Here is a 21,401-nt window from a genome sequence, read left to right as displayed (position 1 = left end):
TCTATCCAAAGAGTCTTTTTAGCTAGGAAATATATTTCAATACTTCGTTTATTACATGATCTATCCCTATTCCCGTTATAAACGGAACACCATCAATCGTAGGAATTTCAGTATCCAGCTTATTGACACCGACAAGAACAATAACATCTGGATTTATATCCTCCACATTCGTTTCATAAATATTTTCTGCTACAATTTCAGCTTCCATGTTTCTATCAGCTAAACCAGACTTTAATAATTCTACTACTTTGTTCATTTTATTTTGTGAGGTTCCTGTTGCAACTAAAACTTTCGCCAACTTAATCTCTCCTTTATTTACGTTAAATAGGTTCTTCCGCCATCCAGTAATAAAATCTGCGCCTGTATATACCGTGAATCCTCACTTGCCAAAAAATTGATAGCACTTGTCGTATCTGCTAATGTTCCAAATGTTCTAACAGGTATTTTTTGACGAAGTGCTCCCTTTGCTTCCATGGTCGGGTAAAGCACATCCAGCATTTCCGTTTCGATTACTCGTGGCGCCACAAGATTGATATGAATACCTTGATCACTGTATTCATTAGCAATTGCCCGCATTAAACCAAATGCACCTCCTTTAGAAACAGCATAATGGATACCACCTCCTGACCCGGTTATAGCAGAGCCGGAACCAACAATGACTATATCTCCTCCATAATGCTTTACCATTTCAGGAATAGCTGCTTTCAGGTTATAGAATAACCCTGTGAGATTGACATCCAGTGTAAAACGCCATTCCTTCTCTGAGATATCTTCCAATCTTTTTTGTGATGTAACCCCCGCTGAAATAATCAGCACATCAATTCTTCCATATAATGCTACTGTTTTTGCTACTACCGCTTCTGTGTCCTGCCAGGAGGTAACATTTTGTCGTAAAAAAGTCGCTTCGTAGTCCTGGCTTCTCCATTCTTTCATTAACTGATTGCCCACTTCTGCATTTATGTCCGTAAAGATTACCTTATCATTCTTTTTCAGGCGGCTTTCCGCTACCGCTTTCCCGATGCCGGCTGCTCCACCAATAATCAAAACGACCGATGCCCGTGTCATCACATCCCCTCCTTCTTTATTTATGATAATGTTTCTCCATTATCCAAAGTAATAACCTGACCATTTAAAAAGCGAATCGGCTCATGACAAGTCTGGTTTAACAGCTGAGCTATTTGTCTGACTCCATCCGGCTTCTCCCAGCACGCAGGAGATATACTAATCACGTTGGAACGAATTTTCCGCTTGGAAAGCTCTCTGGACAAACCTTTACTGAAAGCTTCCAAACCGCTTTTATGACTGGCGTAGCTTACATCTCCTGTTTCCCCGCTCACTGCTGCAGTAGAGGATATATGAATAAGCTGTCCTTTATCAGAAACATATGGAATGAATGCTTTCACTAATAAAAAAGGAAGATGAAGATTGATAAAAAGGGATTCCTGCCATTGTTCGACCGATGTTTCTGTTAGTGTCCTGCCGCTCCATTGTTCTAAGTTGTTAATTACTGCATCAAATGTCATATGGTGTTCATTTAACCAAGACTCAATAGAGGAGGCCCCATCGTCTAATAAATCAAAAGTGATTAATTGCTCTGGGTCTTGACCGCTGACATATTGGGACAGGCAGCCTTTCCCATTTAATTTATCAGTAAAGTGAAGCGCATACACTGATGGGAAGTATTCTGTCAGCACGCCAGAAATTTGATGAGACGAATCAAATAATAAAATATTCATGCAATCACCTGCTTTCGTCAGGAACTATTAACACTTTTAAAACCTCTTTCGTTGTATCATGTGCCAGTGTTATTGCTTCATTCAGCTCAGATAACGGGAATCGGTGTGTTACCATCTTATCGACATCAATAATACCTTTTTTCAAAAGCTCTAATGCCGGGATATAATTATAAGGTGTGGAAGAATATGCTCCTACAATAGAGATTTCATCCTCAAAAAAGCGATAAGCAGGGATTGGAATGTCTGTCTTCTCAAAAGGAGCAAATACTAGGACCGTTCCTCCTCGTGCCACGCAATGCAGTGCCTGCTCTAATAAAAAGCTGACTCCAGCTGAAATAATAACAATATCTGCACCATGCCCCTCTGTTAAATGATTGACTCTTTCTCGTACTGCTTCTTCATCTGCTTTGATAACATGTGTTGCACCAACCTCTTTCGCCTTCTTTAATCGATAAGGATTCACATCACTGACGATTACTTGTCCAGCTAAAAAATGGTTAGCTAACTGTACTTGTAAACAGCCGATTTGCCCTGCCCCAAGAATTAACACCTTATCACCTGGATTTATAGCAATTTGTTCAAACCCGTGTAAACAGCAAGCTAGTGGTTCGACCATAGCTCCTTCCTCATCACTTATACCATCAGGCAATTTACCCATGGTATGCTTAACATGTAAAGCAGGCACACGAATATATTCTGAAAAGCCCCCAGGGTCTACATTTGTCATTTTAAATTGAGGACATAACGAATAATGTCCCCTTTTACAATAAGTACATGTAAAACAAGGGACGTGGTGTGCGACAAATACTCGATCCCCCACTTTAAATTCCGTTACATCAGCACCTGCTTCTATCACTTCTCCTGCTATTTCATGACCTAATGTAATCGGGGCTTGTACTGTCTTATCCACCGCTTTATGAATATCTGTACCACAAAGCCCACACACCTTCATCCTGATTAACACTTCATCATTATCGATATTCAGATTACCGATCGGCTGCATCTCAAAGTGGTTTTTATCGAAATAAACACTCTTCTGCATTCGGCGTCACCTCTCCACGCTAGAAATTTTTTTCTCTACAAAGCTTTTAGATTTTAATTGTTCAAATAATTCATCAAAACCTTTGATATCGCTGTGTATCCAATAACGTCCCTTTATGATTTTATTTGTTCCAAGCCTGATATATAGTTTACCGGTTTGTTTATATACTCGTAATTGAACAAAAGATAAGTCCCTCCAGTAAAACGTATGTGTAACAAAAAAAGCATGTACAATTATTTTTTCATCATCTAATTTAATCCAGCTGGGCGTATGAATACCTGCAATGCTAAAAAATAATAGAATGCTGCTTCCATATATCAAAACCTGCGCAAATGTCATTTGTTCCCCTGAAAGAAATAAGACTGTTCCCCATAGCAGCAGCCCAATCATGATAATGACAGGTAATAATACCGTTGTTAAAAATTTCACAGTTGTATATTGATAATGCTTCATCTTTAACACCTTCCTTGACTTTTTAATAGAAAGCCTGCCAATTTATTAAAATTGCCAGGCTTTCCAGCTTACTCTAACCCCAGGATATCCATTATTTTTTGAATATCCTGATCCATTCCAACTCCTGATAGAAAAGAAACGGTTTGAACAACAGGTACGTCACCAACACCGCTAACTGGTGTAGTTGTAACAATCAGGTCAAAACTTGCTGCTTTTGAAGGAGCTTCTGCTGCTTTGCATTGATCAACATACACTTGATGACCTTTGTTTCCTAATACCTCTTCAATCTTCTTCGCTACCACTGTTGATGTTGCAATCGCTGTACCACATGCTACTAAAATTCTTTTCATCATGAAACGCCACCTTTTCTTATTTTAATGTTTTTTTATCAATACTTAACTCTTTTGCATACTCTTTCTTAATATCATTGCGAACCCAATACCATAACAAGGCATATATAACGCCAAAGATAACGGCAGTAATAAATAACGGACTCGTCGGATCTAATAAGTTATACAGAATGAAAACAAGGATATGTGAGCCTACATCAATACCAGAAATTAAACTGGATGATTCTGGCATTGCAAATCCGACTGCATCTCCCATTTTGGTAGTTAATTCTGCAATATTCGTGGCAATAAATAATACGATCATCACGGTTACAATGGCGTTAATTAAGCCCCGAATAATATTTCCTCTGGAAGCTGCTACTGCCCAAATCACTGTAAAAGGCAATACTGCTAAATCAGCGAATGGAAGCATTTCATTCCATGGTAATATAACTGCTAAAACCAGTGTAATCGGTACCATTAATAAAGCGACCGCCATATTAGCAGGGTTACCAATAACAACTGCGGCATCTAAACCAATGTATACTTCTTTACCCGGGAACCTCTTGGTAACAAAATCTCTTGTTCCTTCTGAAATTGGGATAAGTCCTTCCATTAACAGAGCAACCATTCTTGGTAACAAAATCAATACTGCTGCCATTTGAATTCCCAATGTTAAAATACCTTGTATATTGTATTCACCTAAGATTCCGATTAACAGCCCAAGAAGCAGCCCCATAACCAGTGGTTCTCCAAATACACCGAAGCGCTTTCGTAATGTTTCAGGATCAGCATGTAATTTGTTTAATCCTGGAATCTTATCTTGTACTTTATTAAGCGCATATGTGATCGGTGCGAAGTTTACTGTTTCTGAATGCGCAAGTGATACACCCTTCAAACCAAAATGATGTTCTACCACTGGTGCTGTCCAATCTGCCAGTTTTAATGTAATTCCCGTCACAATTAGCCCGATAGCAATAGCTAAAAATGCATTATTTGTAGCTATATACACCAATGAGGTAGAAAAAATTAAGTGCCAAAAATTCCAAATGTCAACATTGATTGTTTTTGTCCAGTTTAAAGCAACAAGAATAAGGTTAAAGACAATGATTATTGGTATCATGACAGGTGCTAATGTAGTTCCAAATGATATTGCCGCTCCCACTGGCCAACCCACGTCTAATATAGATAGATTTAAATTAAATCGTTCTACCATCGCTTCTGTTGCCGGACTTAAAGATGTTGTCAATAATCCAATCACCAGGTTAATACCAACAAACCCAATACCGATTGTAATACCTGCCCGAAAAGATTTGTTAAAGCCCTGTTTTAGAAGAAGTCCAAAAATGGTCATAATAATTGGCAGCATAACTGACGGACCTAAATCTAAAATAAAATCAATTGTCGATTGAAACATTGCTATCACCCTTTTCTATTTTTTGTCTACACATTTAATTTTTTACTATATTCCTGGATAATAGATATTATTTTTTCCTTATCATTAGCCAGAAGAAGACTTTGCAGCAAATCGTTATTCTGGATTAAGCCTGTGATTACTTGCAACACTCCTAATTGCTGTTCCGGCTTTTGAATAGCCAGCATAAATATTATCGATGCTTCTACTGTTTGATTCTCTGTCCCCATATGCGTAAAAGAAACAGGCTTTTCTAACACTGCCACGCCAATGGATTCTTTATTTACATGAACAGAATCAGTATGAGGTATAGCTATCCCAATCCGCTCTGTCTGGATACCTGTAGGATATACTTTTTCTCGTTCGCTTAATGCTTCTAAATAAGATTCTTTTACATACCCGAGTTCGTGCATACGTTGAAACATTTGCTTAAATATATCTTCTTGAGACGATGCATTAATAAAAAAGATAAGCTCTTCACTAAAAAAACTGTCAAAATTCATAACCTTCATTCCTCCATCACGATATAAACGTCACTTTATTCATCTTCTTCATTTTCGATAAACTGCTCTATCAGCTCTTGTATCTGCTGGTGGGAAGCAGTTGCTATAATTTGATTGATTTGTTGATTATTTTGAGCTATATCCGTTAACTGCAATAACGCCCGCAAATGCTGTTCACGATCAATAGCAGATAACAGTACAATGAAATTTGCATTCTTATTTTTTGAAAATTTAACTCCCTGTTTTACAATTAGAAAGCTCATCCCTACTTTTAAAGCTCCATACGCTGGATCTGTATGTGGTATGATAGTTTTATCTCCCAAAAACAAGTAATCGCTTTCATAATTATAATCCTTTATAACGGCATCTCTATATTCCGGTTTAATAATTTCATTCCTAATCAGCGGTTGTGCTGCAATATAAATTGCTTCCCTCCAACCTTTAACACAATCTACAAATTGAACATGGCCTGTTTCCATCATTTGTACTAAATTCCGCTTAGTAACATTTAAATGAAATTTAGAAATTTCGCTGGGACCATGCAAGTAAGCAGCTAATTCTCTTTTTAGCTTAGCTTTATCCTGGATAGTTGAACTTTCCGCAACAATTTGCATGATAATGTCCAGATCTGGTGATTGCGGTGTGTATCCGTATAAATCATTAACTACAAGTTTTTGTAACTTTTTCCATTCTGAAGTTGTTGGAAACTTATTAATGAAATATTGACGTTTAGCTGTTTGCAAACGGACATTGGTAAAAACGATATGGTAATCATGCCTATATTCATGAAACTCTCTCAACGACATAGCCCCCAGAAAGATGAAATCTGGAAATATTCGTTTCAAAGTATTCATCAGCATTTTGGAAATGGATGTGCCATGCGGGCAGACAACAATCGCTTTGATTTTCTCAGCAACGTTATCACCTTGTTTAGATAACCATCCGCCTATTAAAATACTAAAATAAATAATTTCGTTTTCAGGCATTGACTGATCAAATAACTTTGCAAAAGGAGTAAGTGTCTTTTTCACTAAATAATGTAATTCCTTAAAATCCTTTGTAAACGATGCATCAACTTGATTTAATTCACTCAAACGATATTTAATCCGATAATAAGCAGGCATTGCATGTAACAGTAATTGACTGATTAACTGCTTCTTATCCTTCAGAATCACACATGCCTGTCTCTCAAACTCAATTAAAAATAACTCAATCGCTTCTCTAATCTGCGGCAGTACACTTTCATCTGCATACTCTGAAGAATGCAATGTAGTTGAAAGCAAATGCAATGCTATATACAAGCGTTCATTTGTTGAAACATATTTATAATCTGAAAATAGCTCCTCTGTAGCAAGGTACTCTTTCGTATTCGCAATTTCTTCATAACGCAGTTGAAAATGCTCAATAGAATGCCCTAACCTGACCCTTCTTAAAATAGAGGCGATCATATAAGGCATGATTGTCATTCTATCATCAGTAAACTTTAACTGGAGTCTGTCTTCAATTTCCACCAGTCTATTTGCAATATCCTGAATATCCGCCTCCTTAACTTGTCCATATTGCTCTATAAATTGATCTCCGTTACTCATCTCCATGCATTCTCGTACGATGGAGATCAACAGCTTGCGAACAGCATACTCATCACCTGCTATTAAGTAACCGTCTGTCCGGTTATACATATAGTCAACTTCAAAAGGTTGTACATATTCTTTTACTTTCTTTAAATCATTCAAAATCGTGTTTTTACTTACCTTTAGCGATGAAGCAAAATGAATTAAGGATAGTTCTTCAGCTGAAGTTAAAGTCATCAATATGATAACTAAGATTCTTTGTTCTTCCGTGAAAAAATCCTGGTGATTCTCTGCCGCTTTGGATTGATGCTGCTGTTGGATAAACAGTTCATCAGGAATGATAAAAAGACCTGTTTTACTTCTTACTATTCTTGGAAACCCTTTCATTTTTAAATATTCATTAATTTTAGATAATGAATAGGTTAATTGTCTCTTGCTTATTTGTTGATGCTCCACTAGTTCTTTGCTTGTAATAAAAGGATTTCTCAATAGTGATTGCATAATAAGACGGCTTCTTATATCTAGCTGCATAAAATAATCCCCTTTGCTTATTAATACTGTATCATATCATTTGTTCTTTATTAACACATTTATAAACAAAGTTTTTGTAACATCATTGTACATGATTGTGATGATGTATCTTTATTATACAATAGAAGCCACAAACATTTACATACCAAATATTAGCACTTATCTTATTTGAATATATAATTCATTAAATATATCTTTTATATCTGCATAAAAACAATCGTTATACAAAAGAACTAATGTAAGAAGTATTAAAATCTTTTCCTGTTTGTTGCCGTTCATATACTATATATTCAACCAATATTGAGCATAAAAAAAGCCCGAACAGGGGCTTTTAAAGAAATATTTCTTAAATCACATTGAATTTCATAACTTAAAACCCTATGTTTTAAGTTATGAAACATACAATGCATTATTATGTAAAAATCATTGATAAACATTAGATAAATTCTATTATTCTTGATTGATGGAATAAATCAAGAATATCAATTGATAGAATTCCGATTCTGAATAATCTGGTTAGCAGTACCATGCTTCTCTATGAGCAGCTTATCATCTAAACCAGCATAATGATTCCAGCTAAGCGACAAATTAATCATCCAGTAATTGTTTTGCTGTCATTTCATCCGTTATTAAAACATGAACCAGTTCTCCACGCAGAGCAGCTTTGATAGCTCTTACTTTTTCTTTTCCTGACGCTACGCCTATTACTAATGGAATTTTTTTCAGCTTATTAATATTGGTAGAGATTGTCTTTTCATTCCATTCATTTTCTACCAATTCTCCTTCATCATTGATAAAGTTATAACAAATATCTCCAGCGATTTCTTCCACATTTAAATCATCTATAATACCATAATCTTTATAAGATTTAACCATCGTTGAATGCTCTGGAGATCCGCCGATGCCTACAAGGGCAATATCTGCCTTGTTTCCCATTTCCAGAGTGTTCTTTATAGACAACTGTTTTAACATAATTTCTTTTGTTTCTTTAGAATCAACAACAACGGGAGCATGTAAAAGATGATAGGTTGCTTTTAATGCCTCTGCAAGCTTTGCAACAATATGATTGGCATGTATATCTAACCGTTCATTACCCATTCCTCCAACAATGGGAACAAAGCATACATTTGAAAAATACTGACTGGATGCCATCGCTGTTGCAACTTCATACAAGGTCGTACCTGCGGATACTCCCACAACTTGATTATCCCTGATCATTCTTAGCAAATATTTACTTGCTGCTGCTCCCAGCTGTGCTTTCATATTGCCTTGATCTGTATCAGGCAAACAAACTGCCTCACGCAGTCCATACTTTGTTTCCAGCTTTGTTTCCAGACTGGATACCGTATGGTAATCTTCATCATGAATAATAATTTCAACGATACCTAATTCCTTGGACTTGGATAAATACTTCGATATTAATGACCGGCTAACTCCAATTTTTTGCGCAATAGTTGATTGTGTTTCTCCTGCCTCATAGTACATATGCGCAATCTTAATCAATAATCTACGATCGTCTAAATAGGACATTTTATGACACCCTGTTCTTGTTAAAAGTTGTTTACATATTATTATATCATTTTATTCAATGAAGAAAAATAATGAGTCAAAAAATACTGCCTTGATAAATCGCTCTCTGATAAATGATATACCAATAACTTCTAACTCGCACAGGCTTAGCTTACACTTATTTTTCGTTTCATTTGTTCTTCAACTCGTTTAATTGCATCTTGAACAACTAATTTATGCTTCTTCTTTTTCCAATTAATCTGTTTTATATTCTCTCCGACATATTCTTTATATTTAGCAAACCTTGAAAGAACGGTAAGCCCCGATAAAATATTACATTCTTGAATAATTCCTTCCTTATTAGTAACAACAATAGCTACCTTCCCAACCCGAAACATCTTTTTTGTCATCCCGACCCCAAGATAACCTTCACTATATTTTTGGGTAAGCTTTTTTATTTTGTTCTGATAATATTTCACATGTATCATTCCTGTAAATGCTTGAATCATAAGAACAACAATTAATAGTATAAGAAATGGTAAGGGATTCATTTCTTTCCCCTCCTATTTTGATTTATATATTTTTAATAAAAAATGGTGCAAATAAAAAACCGCGAGTGAAAGGTAAGCCATCCATTATATGGAGTAATGATTCTTTCACTTTAACTTTAACGTCTCGATAATACGTTCGCTTAATATAACTGGTGAATTGGCAAAGTTACCGACTGTCGAGCCTGCAATATGCGGTGTAATCGTAATATTATCTAAATTATTGTACGGATGGTCTTTTGGTAATGGTTCTACATTAAACACATCCACTGCCGCACCGGCAATTTTTCTATCATGTAATGCTTCAGCCAAATCCTGTTCATTAATTAATCCAGAGCGGGCAGTATTAATCAAAACCGCATTTCTCTTCATCAAATTAAAATGCTCTTTATTAATCATATTCCTTGTTTGCTCCGTCAAACGGTAGTGCATCGACAGTATATCAGCTTCTTTCACTAATTCATCCAGTGTATCAACTTGCTTATCGAGTGTACTGCCTTGATAATACTCATCGTAGAATAAAATTTTACCGCCAAAAGGACGTAGTAATTCTGCGACACGTTGACCTATGGCTCCGTAACCGATTAGACCTATGGTTGATTCCTTTAATTCCGGCGCCAGAACACCATTTGGAAAATATTTTTCCCATTTACCATTTTTCAATTTATGGTTAGCTCGAGCAATATTGCGAATTTCGGACAGAATCATTCCAACTGTAAACTCAGATACACTTGTAATGCTTCGGCCAGGCGTATTAAGAACTGTAATCCCTTTCGCTTCTGCGTATGCTTGATTTACATTTTCGATACCTGCTCGAAGGACTCCTAATAATTTCAAATTTTCACTTTGGTCAATAACTGTTTTACCAATTGGTGCAAATTGGGTAATGATAATATCAAATTCTTCCAGTCCTTCTGTTAATTCTGCTGGAAGTACAATTGCTTCACTACCTTGATACTCTAATTTAATATTATCATTTTGCAATTCTTCTAAATCCTTATGCTTCCATTCTCTCACAGTCACATTTATCCCAAATTCTTTTAGACTGGCAAGGCCTTCTACCATCATTTGCTTATCAATAAATAAATCAGCAATTGCTAAACACTTCATTTTTTCACCTTCCAATTGTAATTTTCCGCATACTTAGGAGTGAAGCAAAACAGATACACGATAATTTCCACGAGTACCCGCTTTTTCAAAGGCTTCTTGAATTCTGGTTAATGGAACCTCTTCTTCGATTAAAGGACTGACATCTATCCGGCGCTCACTTAGCATTTTAGCTGCATTATTAAAATCATCCAGACTTGATCCATACGTGCCGATAAGCTCACACTGTTTATAATGAATACTGTTAGAATCTACATTTAATTCCGGGGCTGGATAGCCTGCTGCAAATAAAAGAATCTTTCCCCCATCATCTTTAATCATATTTAAAGCTTGATCATTTGCAGAAGAAGTGCCGACTGCGACAATTACAATATCTGCACCATTACCATTTGTCCGCTTTTTTACTTCCTCTACCGGATCAGTGATATTCGCATCAATTAATTCTAAGTCCATTTGTTTCATTTTCTCTACCTTTTTTGGATTTCGTTCTGATACAATCACTCTTGCACCCATTGCTTGTGAAACTGCTGCATTCAGCAGTCCCATTGTACCTCCACCAATAACAACTACTGTATCAAACCCTGAATGTATACGAAGTTTACGTATTCCTTTTAATACGGATGATAATGGTTCCACAAAGCTTGCTTCAGGAGCAGGTAAATCGGCACTGACTTTTACAACACTTTTAGATTTCCTTATAAAATAATTTGCAAATCCAAAAATACCATAGTATTGATCGGAGTAATTTTTCCCAAATTGCTGAATATTTCTGCAAGAAGTAATGTCACCTTTTTTACAACTATCACAATCTCCGCAATAATCATATATAACACAGACTCGATCTCTAACTTTTAAAGAATTACTTACTTTTGCTCCTTTAGCAACAATTAATCCCGAACATTCATGGCCACCTGCCATCGGATAACCTTGATGCTCGCGTTTCCCTTGCCATTGTTGGTAATCAGTTGTACAGATATTACATGCTTCCTGCTTAATCAGTACTTCATCTTCTTTTAAATGAGGTAGCTTTTCTTCCCGCACTTCCATATTTCCCTTTTTTTCAAGAACCCCAAAACGAAATGAATCTGGTAACATCTCGCTTCCTCCTCACTCAAGCTTTTTACAATAAAAACGACATAAAATAGGCAATGACAACTGCTAATGGCCCTGTGATTACTCTGGAAAAAAGAATAGCCGGTGCTCCGACACTGATTGTTTCAGGCTTTGCCTCTCCTAAAGTCAAACCAACCGGAATAAAGTCTGTTCCAACTTGTGCGTTAATTGCAAATAATGCCGGCAGTGCAATACTCATATTAATGTTACCGTTCGCAATTTCATTCCCAACTAATGTACCAATAATGGCACCTATAACAGCACCTGGTGCAAGCAGCGGAGAAAGAAATGGGAGCGCTGTAATAACACCCAAAATAAGCAGCCCGCCAATATTATTTGCCAGCGGTACGAATACATTTGCTAATATTTCTCCGATACCAGTGTAGTTAATGATTCCGATTAACGCGGCAACAAACGCCATAAATGGGATGATATTTTTAATAATCGTATCAATGGTATCACGGCCTGCCTGGTACAGAATATTTATAAAATTTCCCGCAACTTTAGCAACCGTATCTATAAGACCCATGATACCTTTCTTTTTCCCATTGCCATTATTTGCACTGCTGTTTTCCGTTTGTTCAGATGCCGTGACAACCGTTTCTTCGCTCTGTTCCGTCTCTGCTTCTTTCCGTTCAGCTGTTTCATCACTTTTCGTTACTTCAGCAGCTGTTTCTCCGTCAACAGATTCAATATCATTGACAGTTGTACCTGAAACGAATATATCTTCTGTCATAAATTTCGCAAGCGGACCAGACGGGCTCATTGTTTTGATATTAACGGTAGGTATTCTTAATCTCGGATACGTTCCACAACGTGCCGTTCCGCCGCAATCAATAACCGCAACTAAGGTTTCATCCTTATCCACCGGATTTTTAAATGCATCAACAACCTCTGCTCCAGAAAGCTTCGCAATCCTTTCTGCTACCGGATGAATGCCTCCGCCAGTAACACTGATGACATATTTCTTTTCTTTCGTCGGCGTTAATTCAAGCGGTCCGCCCCAGCCATATTTCCCCTTGGATATTCTAACCGTTTTATGATTCGTCATAAGATTCCCTCCCTATATCACTTTTCATCCAGGATATTCTCATATCCTTGTTTTTTAAACATATAGGCACTGATTCTTTCTGTCACTAAGCCTCTCATTAAAATGACAAGCAGACCAGTTAATAAGAACATAAGACCTAAATGTGACTGGCTGCCGCCTGCTGCTGTATACCCAGTTGCAACACCTAACCAGATAAATAATTCGGCAGAGTTTGCATGCGGAAACAGACCAGTAATCGGATGCACGAATGAAACCGCAGAATCATAGAATGCAGGTTTATATTTTTCCGGCATAAATCGTCCAACTGTATAACACATCGGATTTGTAAAGAAGAAAACAGCTATAAATGGTACAAGGGTGTAACGCAACAAAGCATATTTTGTGATTTTTTGAAGAAATCGGTTTATCCTTTCTTCTCCAATCATTTTTGTTAATGCATTAACAGCTGTGATTAATGTTACTAATAAGGGTATAATTCCTGTCATATACCCCATAAATACTTCAGCGCCAGCTTCAAACATTCCAATAAAGCCATCAGCAACCGTTATCATAAAATCCATATAACTTCCATCCTCTCATAAAAGATTAACAACCATCCAGAAGAAACTGCCCCTAAAAAATGACGAATTTTATTTAATTACAATAGCATCACCCACAGTTAAAACTGGAAAATCACTTGGTGTTACTAAAATTGCCCCTGGTAAGATTTCTTCATTCTTGTCGTCTTTAAAATAAATGGAAAGGTGACCTAAGCTTTCTAAATTTGGATTAGCTTCATCCCCTACCTTTTCAATTTTGTATTCTTTATCTCCAATGACTAATGCTCCACCTGGTTTTAAAGCATTATCAGGTGTTTCATCAAAACGATGAACGACTGAAATATCCTTTAACTCGGGCGGAACTGTTTCATTAAAAAGTACTAATAAGTTTTCTTCTTCAAATTCCGGTACAAGCGCACCAATTTCAAGAATATGCGTTTTTACCATAATATCTTCCTCCTATTGTGTGATAACAGAAAATCTGTCAGCTTTTGATTTAAAAACATCAGATATGTCTAAATAAATACATGTTATGGAATACTCTTATCCGAAAAATTATTTTAAAGTAAAACGGCTTAAATACGATACCTTTATAGTTCATACCCTTGACATTTCCCGGCAGATTCTATATATTAACAAAGTTATTTACCGGAAAACATATGATCCTGTAATGCTCTTAATTTCCAAACTGTCGTGGAAGGATCAAGTTCAATGTCATCCAATGTTAAGAATTGACCTTCTTTAATATCTTTTTTAGCGGTTACATTTCCACTAATTAGACCAATTGGAATATGTCCATTTGCTTCCATATCCTGATGTGTTTCCAAGACACCTCGCACAGAATAACCACCGATCCCATCTAATTTTTCTCCTGCCTTAATATCTCTTTTAGCTACTGTCACCGTTTCTGAGATAGGTGCTCCCAATGGATGAATGGAAGTGTCATGCTGTAAAACTGCCTTCGCAATCGTAACCGGCGTTTCTAAACTCGCTAAATGATACGGACGATATAAGGTATAATGGTTACCATGGCTTTTATCTACTTTCAACAAATAACGCAACTCTTCATCAACAGGCTCCAAATCACTTTTTACAATAACGAAAACTCCCGGCGCTAAACCATTTACATAATCAACTATTCCTAAACTATCTAAAACGCCGCCATTCTCTTTTAAATCCAGTTTTTTAGCTACATTATCCAAATTGGCATCAACACCATGCATGCCAACCTTATCGGGAACCAAACCAATTGCATTACTTAATAAGTTCATTTCCGCCATTGTTTTTGTTCCATCCTGAAACGCAGCAAGCATATGTGCACTCATATTTTTAGATTTTGCTTCAGCAGCTGCTGTATCAGGATTAGCTGTCGGTTGAAATGGATTATTTTTACCTTTACCTGCAACAACAACTTCCATTCCCATTGTCTTAGCAAATTCATATAATTCCACAATTGCCGCGGGCTCGTCTCCAGCAGAACCAGAATAAACAAGACCGGCAGATTGGAATAATGAATTCATATAGGAACCGATCGTTATATCTACTTCTACATTCAATAAAACCAGATGTTTCCTTGAGTTTAATGCTTCTAAAGAAATATTTGCTCCAACTTCAGGTACTCCCGTTGCATCAACGACCACCTCTACATTGGAGGATTGGATAACTTCACGATAATCAGTAGATACTAATGTACTAATCTTTAAATTTTCTTGAGATTGATAAAAATCAACAGCTTTTTGCGCTCTTCCTTTATCAACATCCGATACACCGCCAACGACCATTCCAGGAATTCGGGATATTTGTGAAATCAGACCAAATCCCATTTGACCCGCACCAATAACACCTACTTTAATTGGATTATTTTCTTTTTGTCTTATTTGAAGCTCTTGATAAATTGACATGATAACTCCTCCTTATGATTTTCCAAAGTGCATACATTACATTTATAAAAAATTAATATGTAACATACGTTATAAATAATCACTTATGATTAATTTTTGTAACATATGTTACAATTCATATCATATGTGAGAATACGCTTTCATTATATGATGTTACATTTTGATTGTCAACTAAAAATTCTTGGTTTTGAAAATCATCTGTCACTATCTACTAAAAGAACTCTATTAATAAGCGTTTTTTAACCTAAAGTGAATTACCGTTTATGGAGGAGAAATGCATTATTTTTGCTATATCGTATCTGCAAAAGGTGTTTCGCAGTCTGTCTATATACAACAGGATACATATGTACTGGGTGAGCAGATGAGCGGCACTTGAATGGAAGACTAATGAACTTACTAAAGAACCTGCTGCACAAACATTTATGCAGCAGGCTCTTTTAATAGGTTTCTTTTTTTGAAATGAATTTAGCAATACCTTGTAATATTAAAACTAAAGCCACTAAAATAATTGACATTGCTGCAGCGGTATAATACTGCGTTCTTAAAATATCCTGGAAGATCGCTAAACTTAATGGTGCCCAGCTTGGAGGTGCCAAAAGTATGGTAACACTTGTCTCCTTAATAACTGTTACAAATACAAGTATCGACCCGGCAGCTATTCCCGGAAGCATTAATGGGCCAATTACTGTTAACGCTGCTGTTAAGCTGGAAGCTCCCAGATTAACTGCCGCTTCTTCAATATCTTCTTTGATCGCCTTCATGGTACCGACAGTAGATCTTACCATATAAGGCAGCCTTCTTATCGCATAGGCTATAATCAGGATCGTCGCTGTTCCAGTTAATTGCAGCGGAGCAACATTAAATGTTTGCAATAACGCAATACCTAAAGCAATACCTGGAACGATTAACGGTAAGGTGCTTAGAAAGTCCAGTCCGGAAGATTTATGCCGAACAATAAAGTATGAAATTAACACCCCTACGACAATTGCAATGACAAGTGCCCCTAAACCAAGTATTAGTGTATTTTGTATATTGGACAACGTATTTGAAAATACATTTTGATAATGCGCTAAGGTGTATCCATTTGGCAACGGATCTCTCCCCCGTGTCGTGGCAATGGATTGCAGAAATACAGTAATTAATGCTAAAAATGGAACTAATACGATAAAGCCTGAAAACACTGATAATAAAGTGGATACCAATTTATTATCATTCATCTTCAGTTTCTTTGGCTTTCCAGACAAAGAGCCATAATTCTTATTTTTAAAGATACGATTTTGCGCCCAAACACGACTCCTGCAACAGCAACCATCATAATACTAAGAATCGCAGCATTTCTAATTTTATTGCCATTCCAATGATCATCACCTCTTTTAGTAAATATAATCGATTCAATATTTGTAATATATGTTACATATAAAATCATTTGTTGCGTAAAAGTATTATAAATATAAAGCGCTTTCTGCCAATGATTATTTTAAACAATTAAAAATTTCACATTATTTGCTAATTTATCTGTTATTAAGAAAACGATATTCTATCTTTCCAAACAATATAAAAACGCTACAAACCCAAAAATCAGGTCCATAGCGCTTCTCCGGCAAATATTAATTAAAATCCTTCTGCTCTTTCAACAATACCGATACCCCTTGCGTATCTTTTTCAACCTTCCAATTAATTGAAAGCATCTGTTTTAACTCCTGGAGAGATACCTCATCCAAATCAAGTTCTTTAGCACCTGTTTCGAGCTTCTGATAGGCTTTCCCCGGTTCTTTTTGAAACTTCAGCCTCAATAATCTCTCCAGACCGCCAACTGTAACAAATTTAACTGCATACCCCTCATTAATTGCTTTTTCAAAGGATTCAAAGTCCTTCTCAGCTAATGTAATCAACTGTTCAAAATCAAACTTTTCGTGGATTTGCTTCCATTTCGATACATCTTTTACTTTTACGTCATGAATAATTTCTTCATTTGTTATTCCATTCGTGCGCAGCGTTTCAATTATATACGCTTCCATCTGAGAAATTTTTGGTCGACTCATCTACATATTCCTTTCTTCCTTAAATTTAATTATTGACTGTTGACAATCGCTTCGGTTTCCTGCGGATAAAAGCAGGCAACCTGATGATTAGGATTATTCCCATCCTTTTCTTCTAAAACAGGAATATGCTGCTTACAGAATGCTTGAGCAATCGGGCATCTCGTATGAAAAATACATCCGGATGGCGGATTAGCGGGAGACGGCAGCTCTCCTTTCAGCATAATGCGCTGGCGCTGTCTTTCCTTCTCAGGATCAGGTAATGGGATTGCTGACAGGAGTGCATTTGTATATGGATGCTTGGAATGATGATACAATGTGTCACTATCAGATAATTCCATGACTTTCCCAAGATACATTACCGCCACTTTATCAGCAATATGCTTAATTACAGATAAATCATGTGCAATAAATACATAAGTCAGCCCCAGCTCTTCCTGCAAATCTTCTAAAAGATTAATTACCTGTGCCTGCACGGATACATCCAATGCACTTACCGGTTCATCCAGAATTAACAGCTTTGGATTCAGAGCAAGTGCTCTCGCTATACCTATCCGCTGACGCTGTCCTCCAGAAAATTGATGCGGGAGTTTATCCGCATCTTCTCTTTTTAAGCCGACAAGGTCTAATAATTCATACACCCGCTCATTTAAATTACTTGTCATTTTAAATGCTTTCAGCGGTGCTGCAATAATTTCTCCAGCCTTCATTCTTGGATTCAGGCTGGTGTACGGATCCTGATATACCATTTGGATATCTCTGCGCAGCTCATGCATCTGCTTTTTGTTGTAGCCCAGAATGCTTTCTCCCTCAAAAAGAATATCACCAGATGTCGGCTCCAATAGTCCGACAATGGTACGTGCCAATGTACTTTTACCGCAGCCGGATTCACCCACAATCCCCAGGGTTTCACCTTTTCGGACAGTCAGACTGACTCCATTCACTGCTTTTACATGGTTGACAGGCTTTTTAAATACTTTTTCTTTTATGGGAAAATACATTTTTATATCTTTTAATTCCAGTAATGGCTCAGACATTATTTTACAGCTCCCTTCTGAGCATATACCTCAAGCTCTTGTTTCTTATTAGAAAATTCCTCTTCAGATAATATACAAGCTGCCCAATGTCCTTCTCCACGTTTCGTTAACGCAGGATCAATCTCTAAACATGCCTCTGTAGCAAATGGACATCTTGGCGCGAAATGACAGCCTTTAGGACGATCAATTAAATTACTCGGCTGCCCTTGAATTGGTATCAACCGATTTGATGCATCTGCATCAATACGCGGCAGGGATCGAAGTAAAGACCAGGTATAGGGCATCGTGGAGCGGTAAAATATATCCGAGACACTTCCTTTCTCGACAATTCTGCCTGAATACATAACAAGCACTTTGTCTGCAATTTGCGCTACTACTCCAAGATCATGAGTGATTAAGATAATCGCTGTTTCATATTTTTTCTGAATCGAACGCATTAATTCCAGAATTTGTGCCTGTATGGTCACATCGAGTGCTGTGGTTGGTTCATCGGCAATTAAAACTTTGGGACGACCTGCCAGTGCAATCGCGATTAAAACACGCTGGCGCATCCCTCCGGAAAATTGATGCGGATAATCGTACAGTCTCCGCTCCGGATCGGGGATGCCAACATCTGTTAAAAGCTCCAAAGCCCGCTTTTTGGCATTCTTTTTAGATACCTTTTCATGAGAACGGATTGCTTCAATCAGCTGGTCTCCAACTCTAAATACAGGGTTCAGACTGGACATAGGGTCTTGAAAAATCATAGAAATTTCATTACCTCTTATTCTGCGTAGCTCTTTCTCACTCAAATCAAGCAGATTTTTTCCTTCAAATAGTATTTCTCCTTCCGGGTGAAAGACTGGAGGAGAAGGATTTAACTGCATGATGGAATGTGCTAATACACTTTTTCCGCTTCCTGATTCACCTACAATACAGATGGTCTCTCCTGCTTCAATCTGAAAAGATACATTATCCACCGCTTTTACTGTTCCACTTCCCGTATCAATGTAGGTTTTTAGATTTTTCACCTCAAGCATGCATACTGCCTCCTCTCTTATGATGCCATTTTCGTTTTAACGAAACGCTGCTTTCTTTTTTTATTTTTCTTTGCATGCGGGTCGAATGCATCACGTAATCCATCACCAAGCATATTTAAAGAAAGTACCGTAATCACAATTGCCAGGCCTGGAAAAATAGAAATCCACGGTGCCATTGAAATATAAATTTGTGATTCCTGAAGCATATTCCCCCAGGTTGGCGTTGATGGATCTACTCCGACTCCCAAAAAGCTTAGTGCAGCTTCTGCAAGAATTGCTTTTGCAAAAATAAATGTGCCCTGGACAATTATCGGAGACAGCACATTCGGCAAAACATATTTGGATATAACAACCGGATCACTGACCCCGGACGTTTTTGCTGCTTCAATATATTGAATGGAATTAATTTGTAAAACCGCTGACCGTACAATACGTGTCATTACAGGCCAGAATGAAAAAGTTAAAGCAATAATGATATTTGTTACACTTCCCCCCAACGCTGCCACCAGTGCCAATGCAAGAAGTAAAGAAGGAAAGGCGAGCATACCATCAATAATGCGCATAATAATGAAATCTGCTTTTTTATAATAGCCTGCTATCAAACCTGTAATTGTTCCCAGTACGGTTGCTAATACAGCAACTGTAAAACCGACTGTCAAAGAGACTCTTGCTGCTACCACCGTCAGTGCAAAGACATCTCTTCCAAAATGATCAGTACCAAACCAGTGTGTCCCTGATGGAGGAAGCAGACGCTGCGCGGCATCTATAAAGCCAGGAGAAACAGGTAACCAGATATTGGCTGTTATCGTTGCTATTGTTAATAACACCAGAGCAGAAAGAGCAACAATGTTTCTTTTTTTCTTCAGCATAGGGATATCTCCTTTTTTCAATAAAATAAAACCATTTCTTTTATGGTGCACTTCCGTCTCAATCGTAACGAATTCTTGGATCAAGCAGACCGTAAAGCAAATCTACCAGTAAATTGATAACAACATAGATAACAGCAATAAATAAAACAACGCCCTGAATTACCGGGTAATCTCTCCGGTGAATCGAATCAATGAGTAGCTGGCCAATTCCCGGTATGGTAAATATCGTTTCAATAATAACTGTACCTCCTAATAATCCGGCAATCGTTACGCCAATAACGGTAGTTGTCGGGATTAGAGCATTCGCAAAAACATGCTTCATCAGTACAGCACTTTCTTTTATCCCCTTTGCCCGAGCAGTTTTCGTATAATCCTGATTTACAGCCTCTAACATCCCGTCACGCAGCATTCTCGATATTAAACCAATTTCTACTGTTGCCAGAACGAATGAAGGGAGAATTAAATGGTGTAGCCATGGAAGTACCCCCTCTGCCATTGGTATATAGCCCGCTACTGGAAAAATCGGAATACTGACGCCCAGCCCCAACACCAATAACATAGCAAACCAGAATTCCGGAATAGATGCACCTAGTAGAGATGCTGAGATAAATAACGGGTCTAAAGCAGTTTGCCGCTTCCAGACAACAAAAATCGCAACTGGTATAGCAATAACTAACGTAAAAATCATCGAAATCAGCATCACACTGAAGGTAGGTCCGATCCGATCCAATATAATAGATAGAACTGGCTCGGAGGAATAAACCGATTCTCCCAAGTCTCCTTTAAACACATTAATAACCCAGTCAAAAAACTGGACAACAATTGGCTGATTTAATCCCAGCTGCTCCTCCAGCTGCTGGACAGCCTCCTGTGAGCTGTCCTCCCCAAGAATCAGATAAGCCGGATTTCCCGGAGTCAAATGGACAATCATAAACACTATAATACTTACAACCAGCATGACTGGAATAATAGATATAAGCCGACGAATTGTATATTGTAACAAACTCCATTCACCTCATTTTCTGTTTTACCGTATCGGCTTCTGACAAGCGGATGCTGCCGGCATACGTTTACATTCGTAATAGAAAAA

At 37.3% G+C, this 21,401-nt stretch carries 23 protein-coding genes; all 23 read right to left on the bottom strand.

Features of this window, described 5'->3' with window-relative positions; genetic code table 11:
• Positions 1–22: 22 nt before the first annotated feature.
• A complete protein-coding gene (locus FLK20_RS17395; protein WP_152657859.1) occupies positions 23–298 on the bottom strand; it encodes a PTS sugar transporter subunit IIB in 276 nt (91 codons plus the stop codon).
• A 17-nt stretch (positions 299–315) separates the two neighbouring features.
• Entirely contained in the window at positions 316–1,065 is a 750-nt protein-coding gene (locus FLK20_RS17390) for an SDR family NAD(P)-dependent oxidoreductase (RefSeq protein ID WP_152657858.1), read from the bottom strand.
• Positions 1,066–1,085: 20 nt separating this feature from the next.
• Positions 1,086–1,736, bottom strand: a complete 651-nt coding sequence (locus FLK20_RS17385) for an SDR family oxidoreductase (RefSeq protein ID WP_152657857.1) — start codon at positions 1,734–1,736, stop codon at positions 1,086–1,088.
• Between the two features lie 4 nt (positions 1,737–1,740).
• The gene (locus tag FLK20_RS17380; RefSeq protein ID WP_152657856.1) at positions 1,741–2,778 is read right to left on the bottom strand and encodes an alcohol dehydrogenase catalytic domain-containing protein; all 1,038 of its coding nucleotides are present in this window, start codon (positions 2,776–2,778) and stop codon (positions 1,741–1,743) included.
• Positions 2,779–2,784: 6 nt separating this feature from the next.
• Positions 2,785–3,231 (bottom strand): hypothetical protein, encoded by a 447-nt coding sequence (locus tag FLK20_RS17375; RefSeq protein WP_152657855.1) that lies wholly within the window; start codon positions 3,229–3,231, stop codon positions 2,785–2,787.
• A 68-nt stretch (positions 3,232–3,299) separates the two neighbouring features.
• Entirely contained in the window at positions 3,300–3,584 is a 285-nt protein-coding gene (locus FLK20_RS17370; RefSeq protein WP_152657854.1) for a PTS sugar transporter subunit IIB, read from the bottom strand.
• A 16-nt stretch (positions 3,585–3,600) separates the two neighbouring features.
• Entirely contained in the window at positions 3,601–4,977 is a 1,377-nt protein-coding gene (locus FLK20_RS17365; protein ID WP_152657853.1) for a PTS galactitol transporter subunit IIC, read from the bottom strand.
• Between the two features lie 26 nt (positions 4,978–5,003).
• Positions 5,004–5,477, bottom strand: coding sequence for a PTS sugar transporter subunit IIA (locus tag FLK20_RS17360; RefSeq protein ID WP_194165665.1), 474 nt, complete (start codon positions 5,475–5,477; stop codon positions 5,004–5,006).
• A 35-nt stretch (positions 5,478–5,512) separates the two neighbouring features.
• Positions 5,513–7,579, bottom strand: coding sequence for a BglG family transcription antiterminator (locus FLK20_RS17355; protein WP_152657851.1), 2,067 nt, complete (start codon positions 7,577–7,579; stop codon positions 5,513–5,515).
• Between the two features lie 588 nt (positions 7,580–8,167).
• Positions 8,168–9,109 (bottom strand): sugar-binding transcriptional regulator, encoded by a 942-nt coding sequence (locus FLK20_RS17350; protein ID WP_152657850.1) that lies wholly within the window; start codon positions 9,107–9,109, stop codon positions 8,168–8,170.
• A gap of 146 nt (positions 9,110–9,255) precedes the next feature.
• Positions 9,256–9,639: a transcriptional regulator GutM gene (locus FLK20_RS17345; RefSeq protein WP_152657849.1), complete on the bottom strand. Its 384-nt coding sequence runs from the start codon at positions 9,637–9,639 to the stop codon at positions 9,256–9,258.
• A gap of 105 nt (positions 9,640–9,744) precedes the next feature.
• Positions 9,745–10,746: a 2-hydroxyacid dehydrogenase gene (locus tag FLK20_RS17340; RefSeq protein WP_152657848.1), complete on the bottom strand. Its 1,002-nt coding sequence runs from the start codon at positions 10,744–10,746 to the stop codon at positions 9,745–9,747.
• 33 nt (positions 10,747–10,779) lie between these two features.
• A complete protein-coding gene (locus FLK20_RS17335; RefSeq protein WP_152657847.1) occupies positions 10,780–11,838 on the bottom strand; it encodes a zinc-dependent alcohol dehydrogenase in 1,059 nt (352 codons plus the stop codon).
• A gap of 25 nt (positions 11,839–11,863) precedes the next feature.
• Positions 11,864–12,907: a PTS glucitol/sorbitol transporter subunit IIB gene (gene srlE, locus FLK20_RS17330; protein WP_152657846.1), complete on the bottom strand. Its 1,044-nt coding sequence runs from the start codon at positions 12,905–12,907 to the stop codon at positions 11,864–11,866.
• Positions 12,908–12,924: 17 nt separating this feature from the next.
• The gene (srlA, locus tag FLK20_RS17325) at positions 12,925–13,467 is read right to left on the bottom strand and encodes a PTS glucitol/sorbitol transporter subunit IIC (RefSeq protein ID WP_152657845.1); all 543 of its coding nucleotides are present in this window, start codon (positions 13,465–13,467) and stop codon (positions 12,925–12,927) included.
• Positions 13,468–13,536: 69 nt separating this feature from the next.
• Positions 13,537–13,893 (bottom strand): PTS glucitol/sorbitol transporter subunit IIA, encoded by a 357-nt coding sequence (locus FLK20_RS17320; RefSeq protein WP_152657844.1) that lies wholly within the window; start codon positions 13,891–13,893, stop codon positions 13,537–13,539.
• A gap of 194 nt (positions 13,894–14,087) precedes the next feature.
• The gene (locus FLK20_RS17315) at positions 14,088–15,347 is read right to left on the bottom strand and encodes an NAD(P)H-dependent oxidoreductase (protein ID WP_152657843.1); all 1,260 of its coding nucleotides are present in this window, start codon (positions 15,345–15,347) and stop codon (positions 14,088–14,090) included.
• A gap of 437 nt (positions 15,348–15,784) precedes the next feature.
• Positions 15,785–16,564 carry an ABC transporter permease gene (locus FLK20_RS17310; RefSeq protein ID WP_227995114.1) on the bottom strand — a complete coding sequence of 260 codons (780 nt, stop codon included), beginning with the start codon at positions 16,562–16,564 and terminating at the stop codon, positions 15,785–15,787.
• A gap of 390 nt (positions 16,565–16,954) precedes the next feature.
• On the bottom strand, positions 16,955–17,389 hold the full coding sequence (locus FLK20_RS17305) for a hypothetical protein (protein WP_152657842.1): 435 nt from the start codon (positions 17,387–17,389) through the stop codon (positions 16,955–16,957).
• Between the two features lie 29 nt (positions 17,390–17,418).
• The gene (locus FLK20_RS17300; RefSeq protein WP_152657841.1) at positions 17,419–18,423 is read right to left on the bottom strand and encodes an ABC transporter ATP-binding protein; all 1,005 of its coding nucleotides are present in this window, start codon (positions 18,421–18,423) and stop codon (positions 17,419–17,421) included.
• Complete coding sequence (locus FLK20_RS17295) at positions 18,423–19,442, bottom strand: ABC transporter ATP-binding protein (protein WP_152657840.1); 1,020 nt, start codon at positions 19,440–19,442, stop codon at positions 18,423–18,425. Before FLK20_RS17295 ends, FLK20_RS17300 begins: the two co-directional genes overlap by 1 nt.
• Positions 19,443–19,459: 17 nt before the next feature.
• The gene (locus FLK20_RS17290) at positions 19,460–20,311 is read right to left on the bottom strand and encodes an ABC transporter permease (RefSeq protein WP_152657839.1); all 852 of its coding nucleotides are present in this window, start codon (positions 20,309–20,311) and stop codon (positions 19,460–19,462) included.
• 58 nt (positions 20,312–20,369) lie between these two features.
• Positions 20,370–21,314, bottom strand: coding sequence for an ABC transporter permease (locus FLK20_RS17285; protein ID WP_152657838.1), 945 nt, complete (start codon positions 21,312–21,314; stop codon positions 20,370–20,372).
• Between the last annotated feature and the right edge of the window lie 87 nt (positions 21,315–21,401).

This window comes from Oceanobacillus sp. CFH 90083 (genome assembly GCF_009389585.1).
Lineage (GTDB): Bacteria > Bacillota > Bacilli > Bacillales > Amphibacillaceae > Oceanobacillus.
This window is presented reverse-complemented; position numbering and strand designations above follow the sequence as displayed.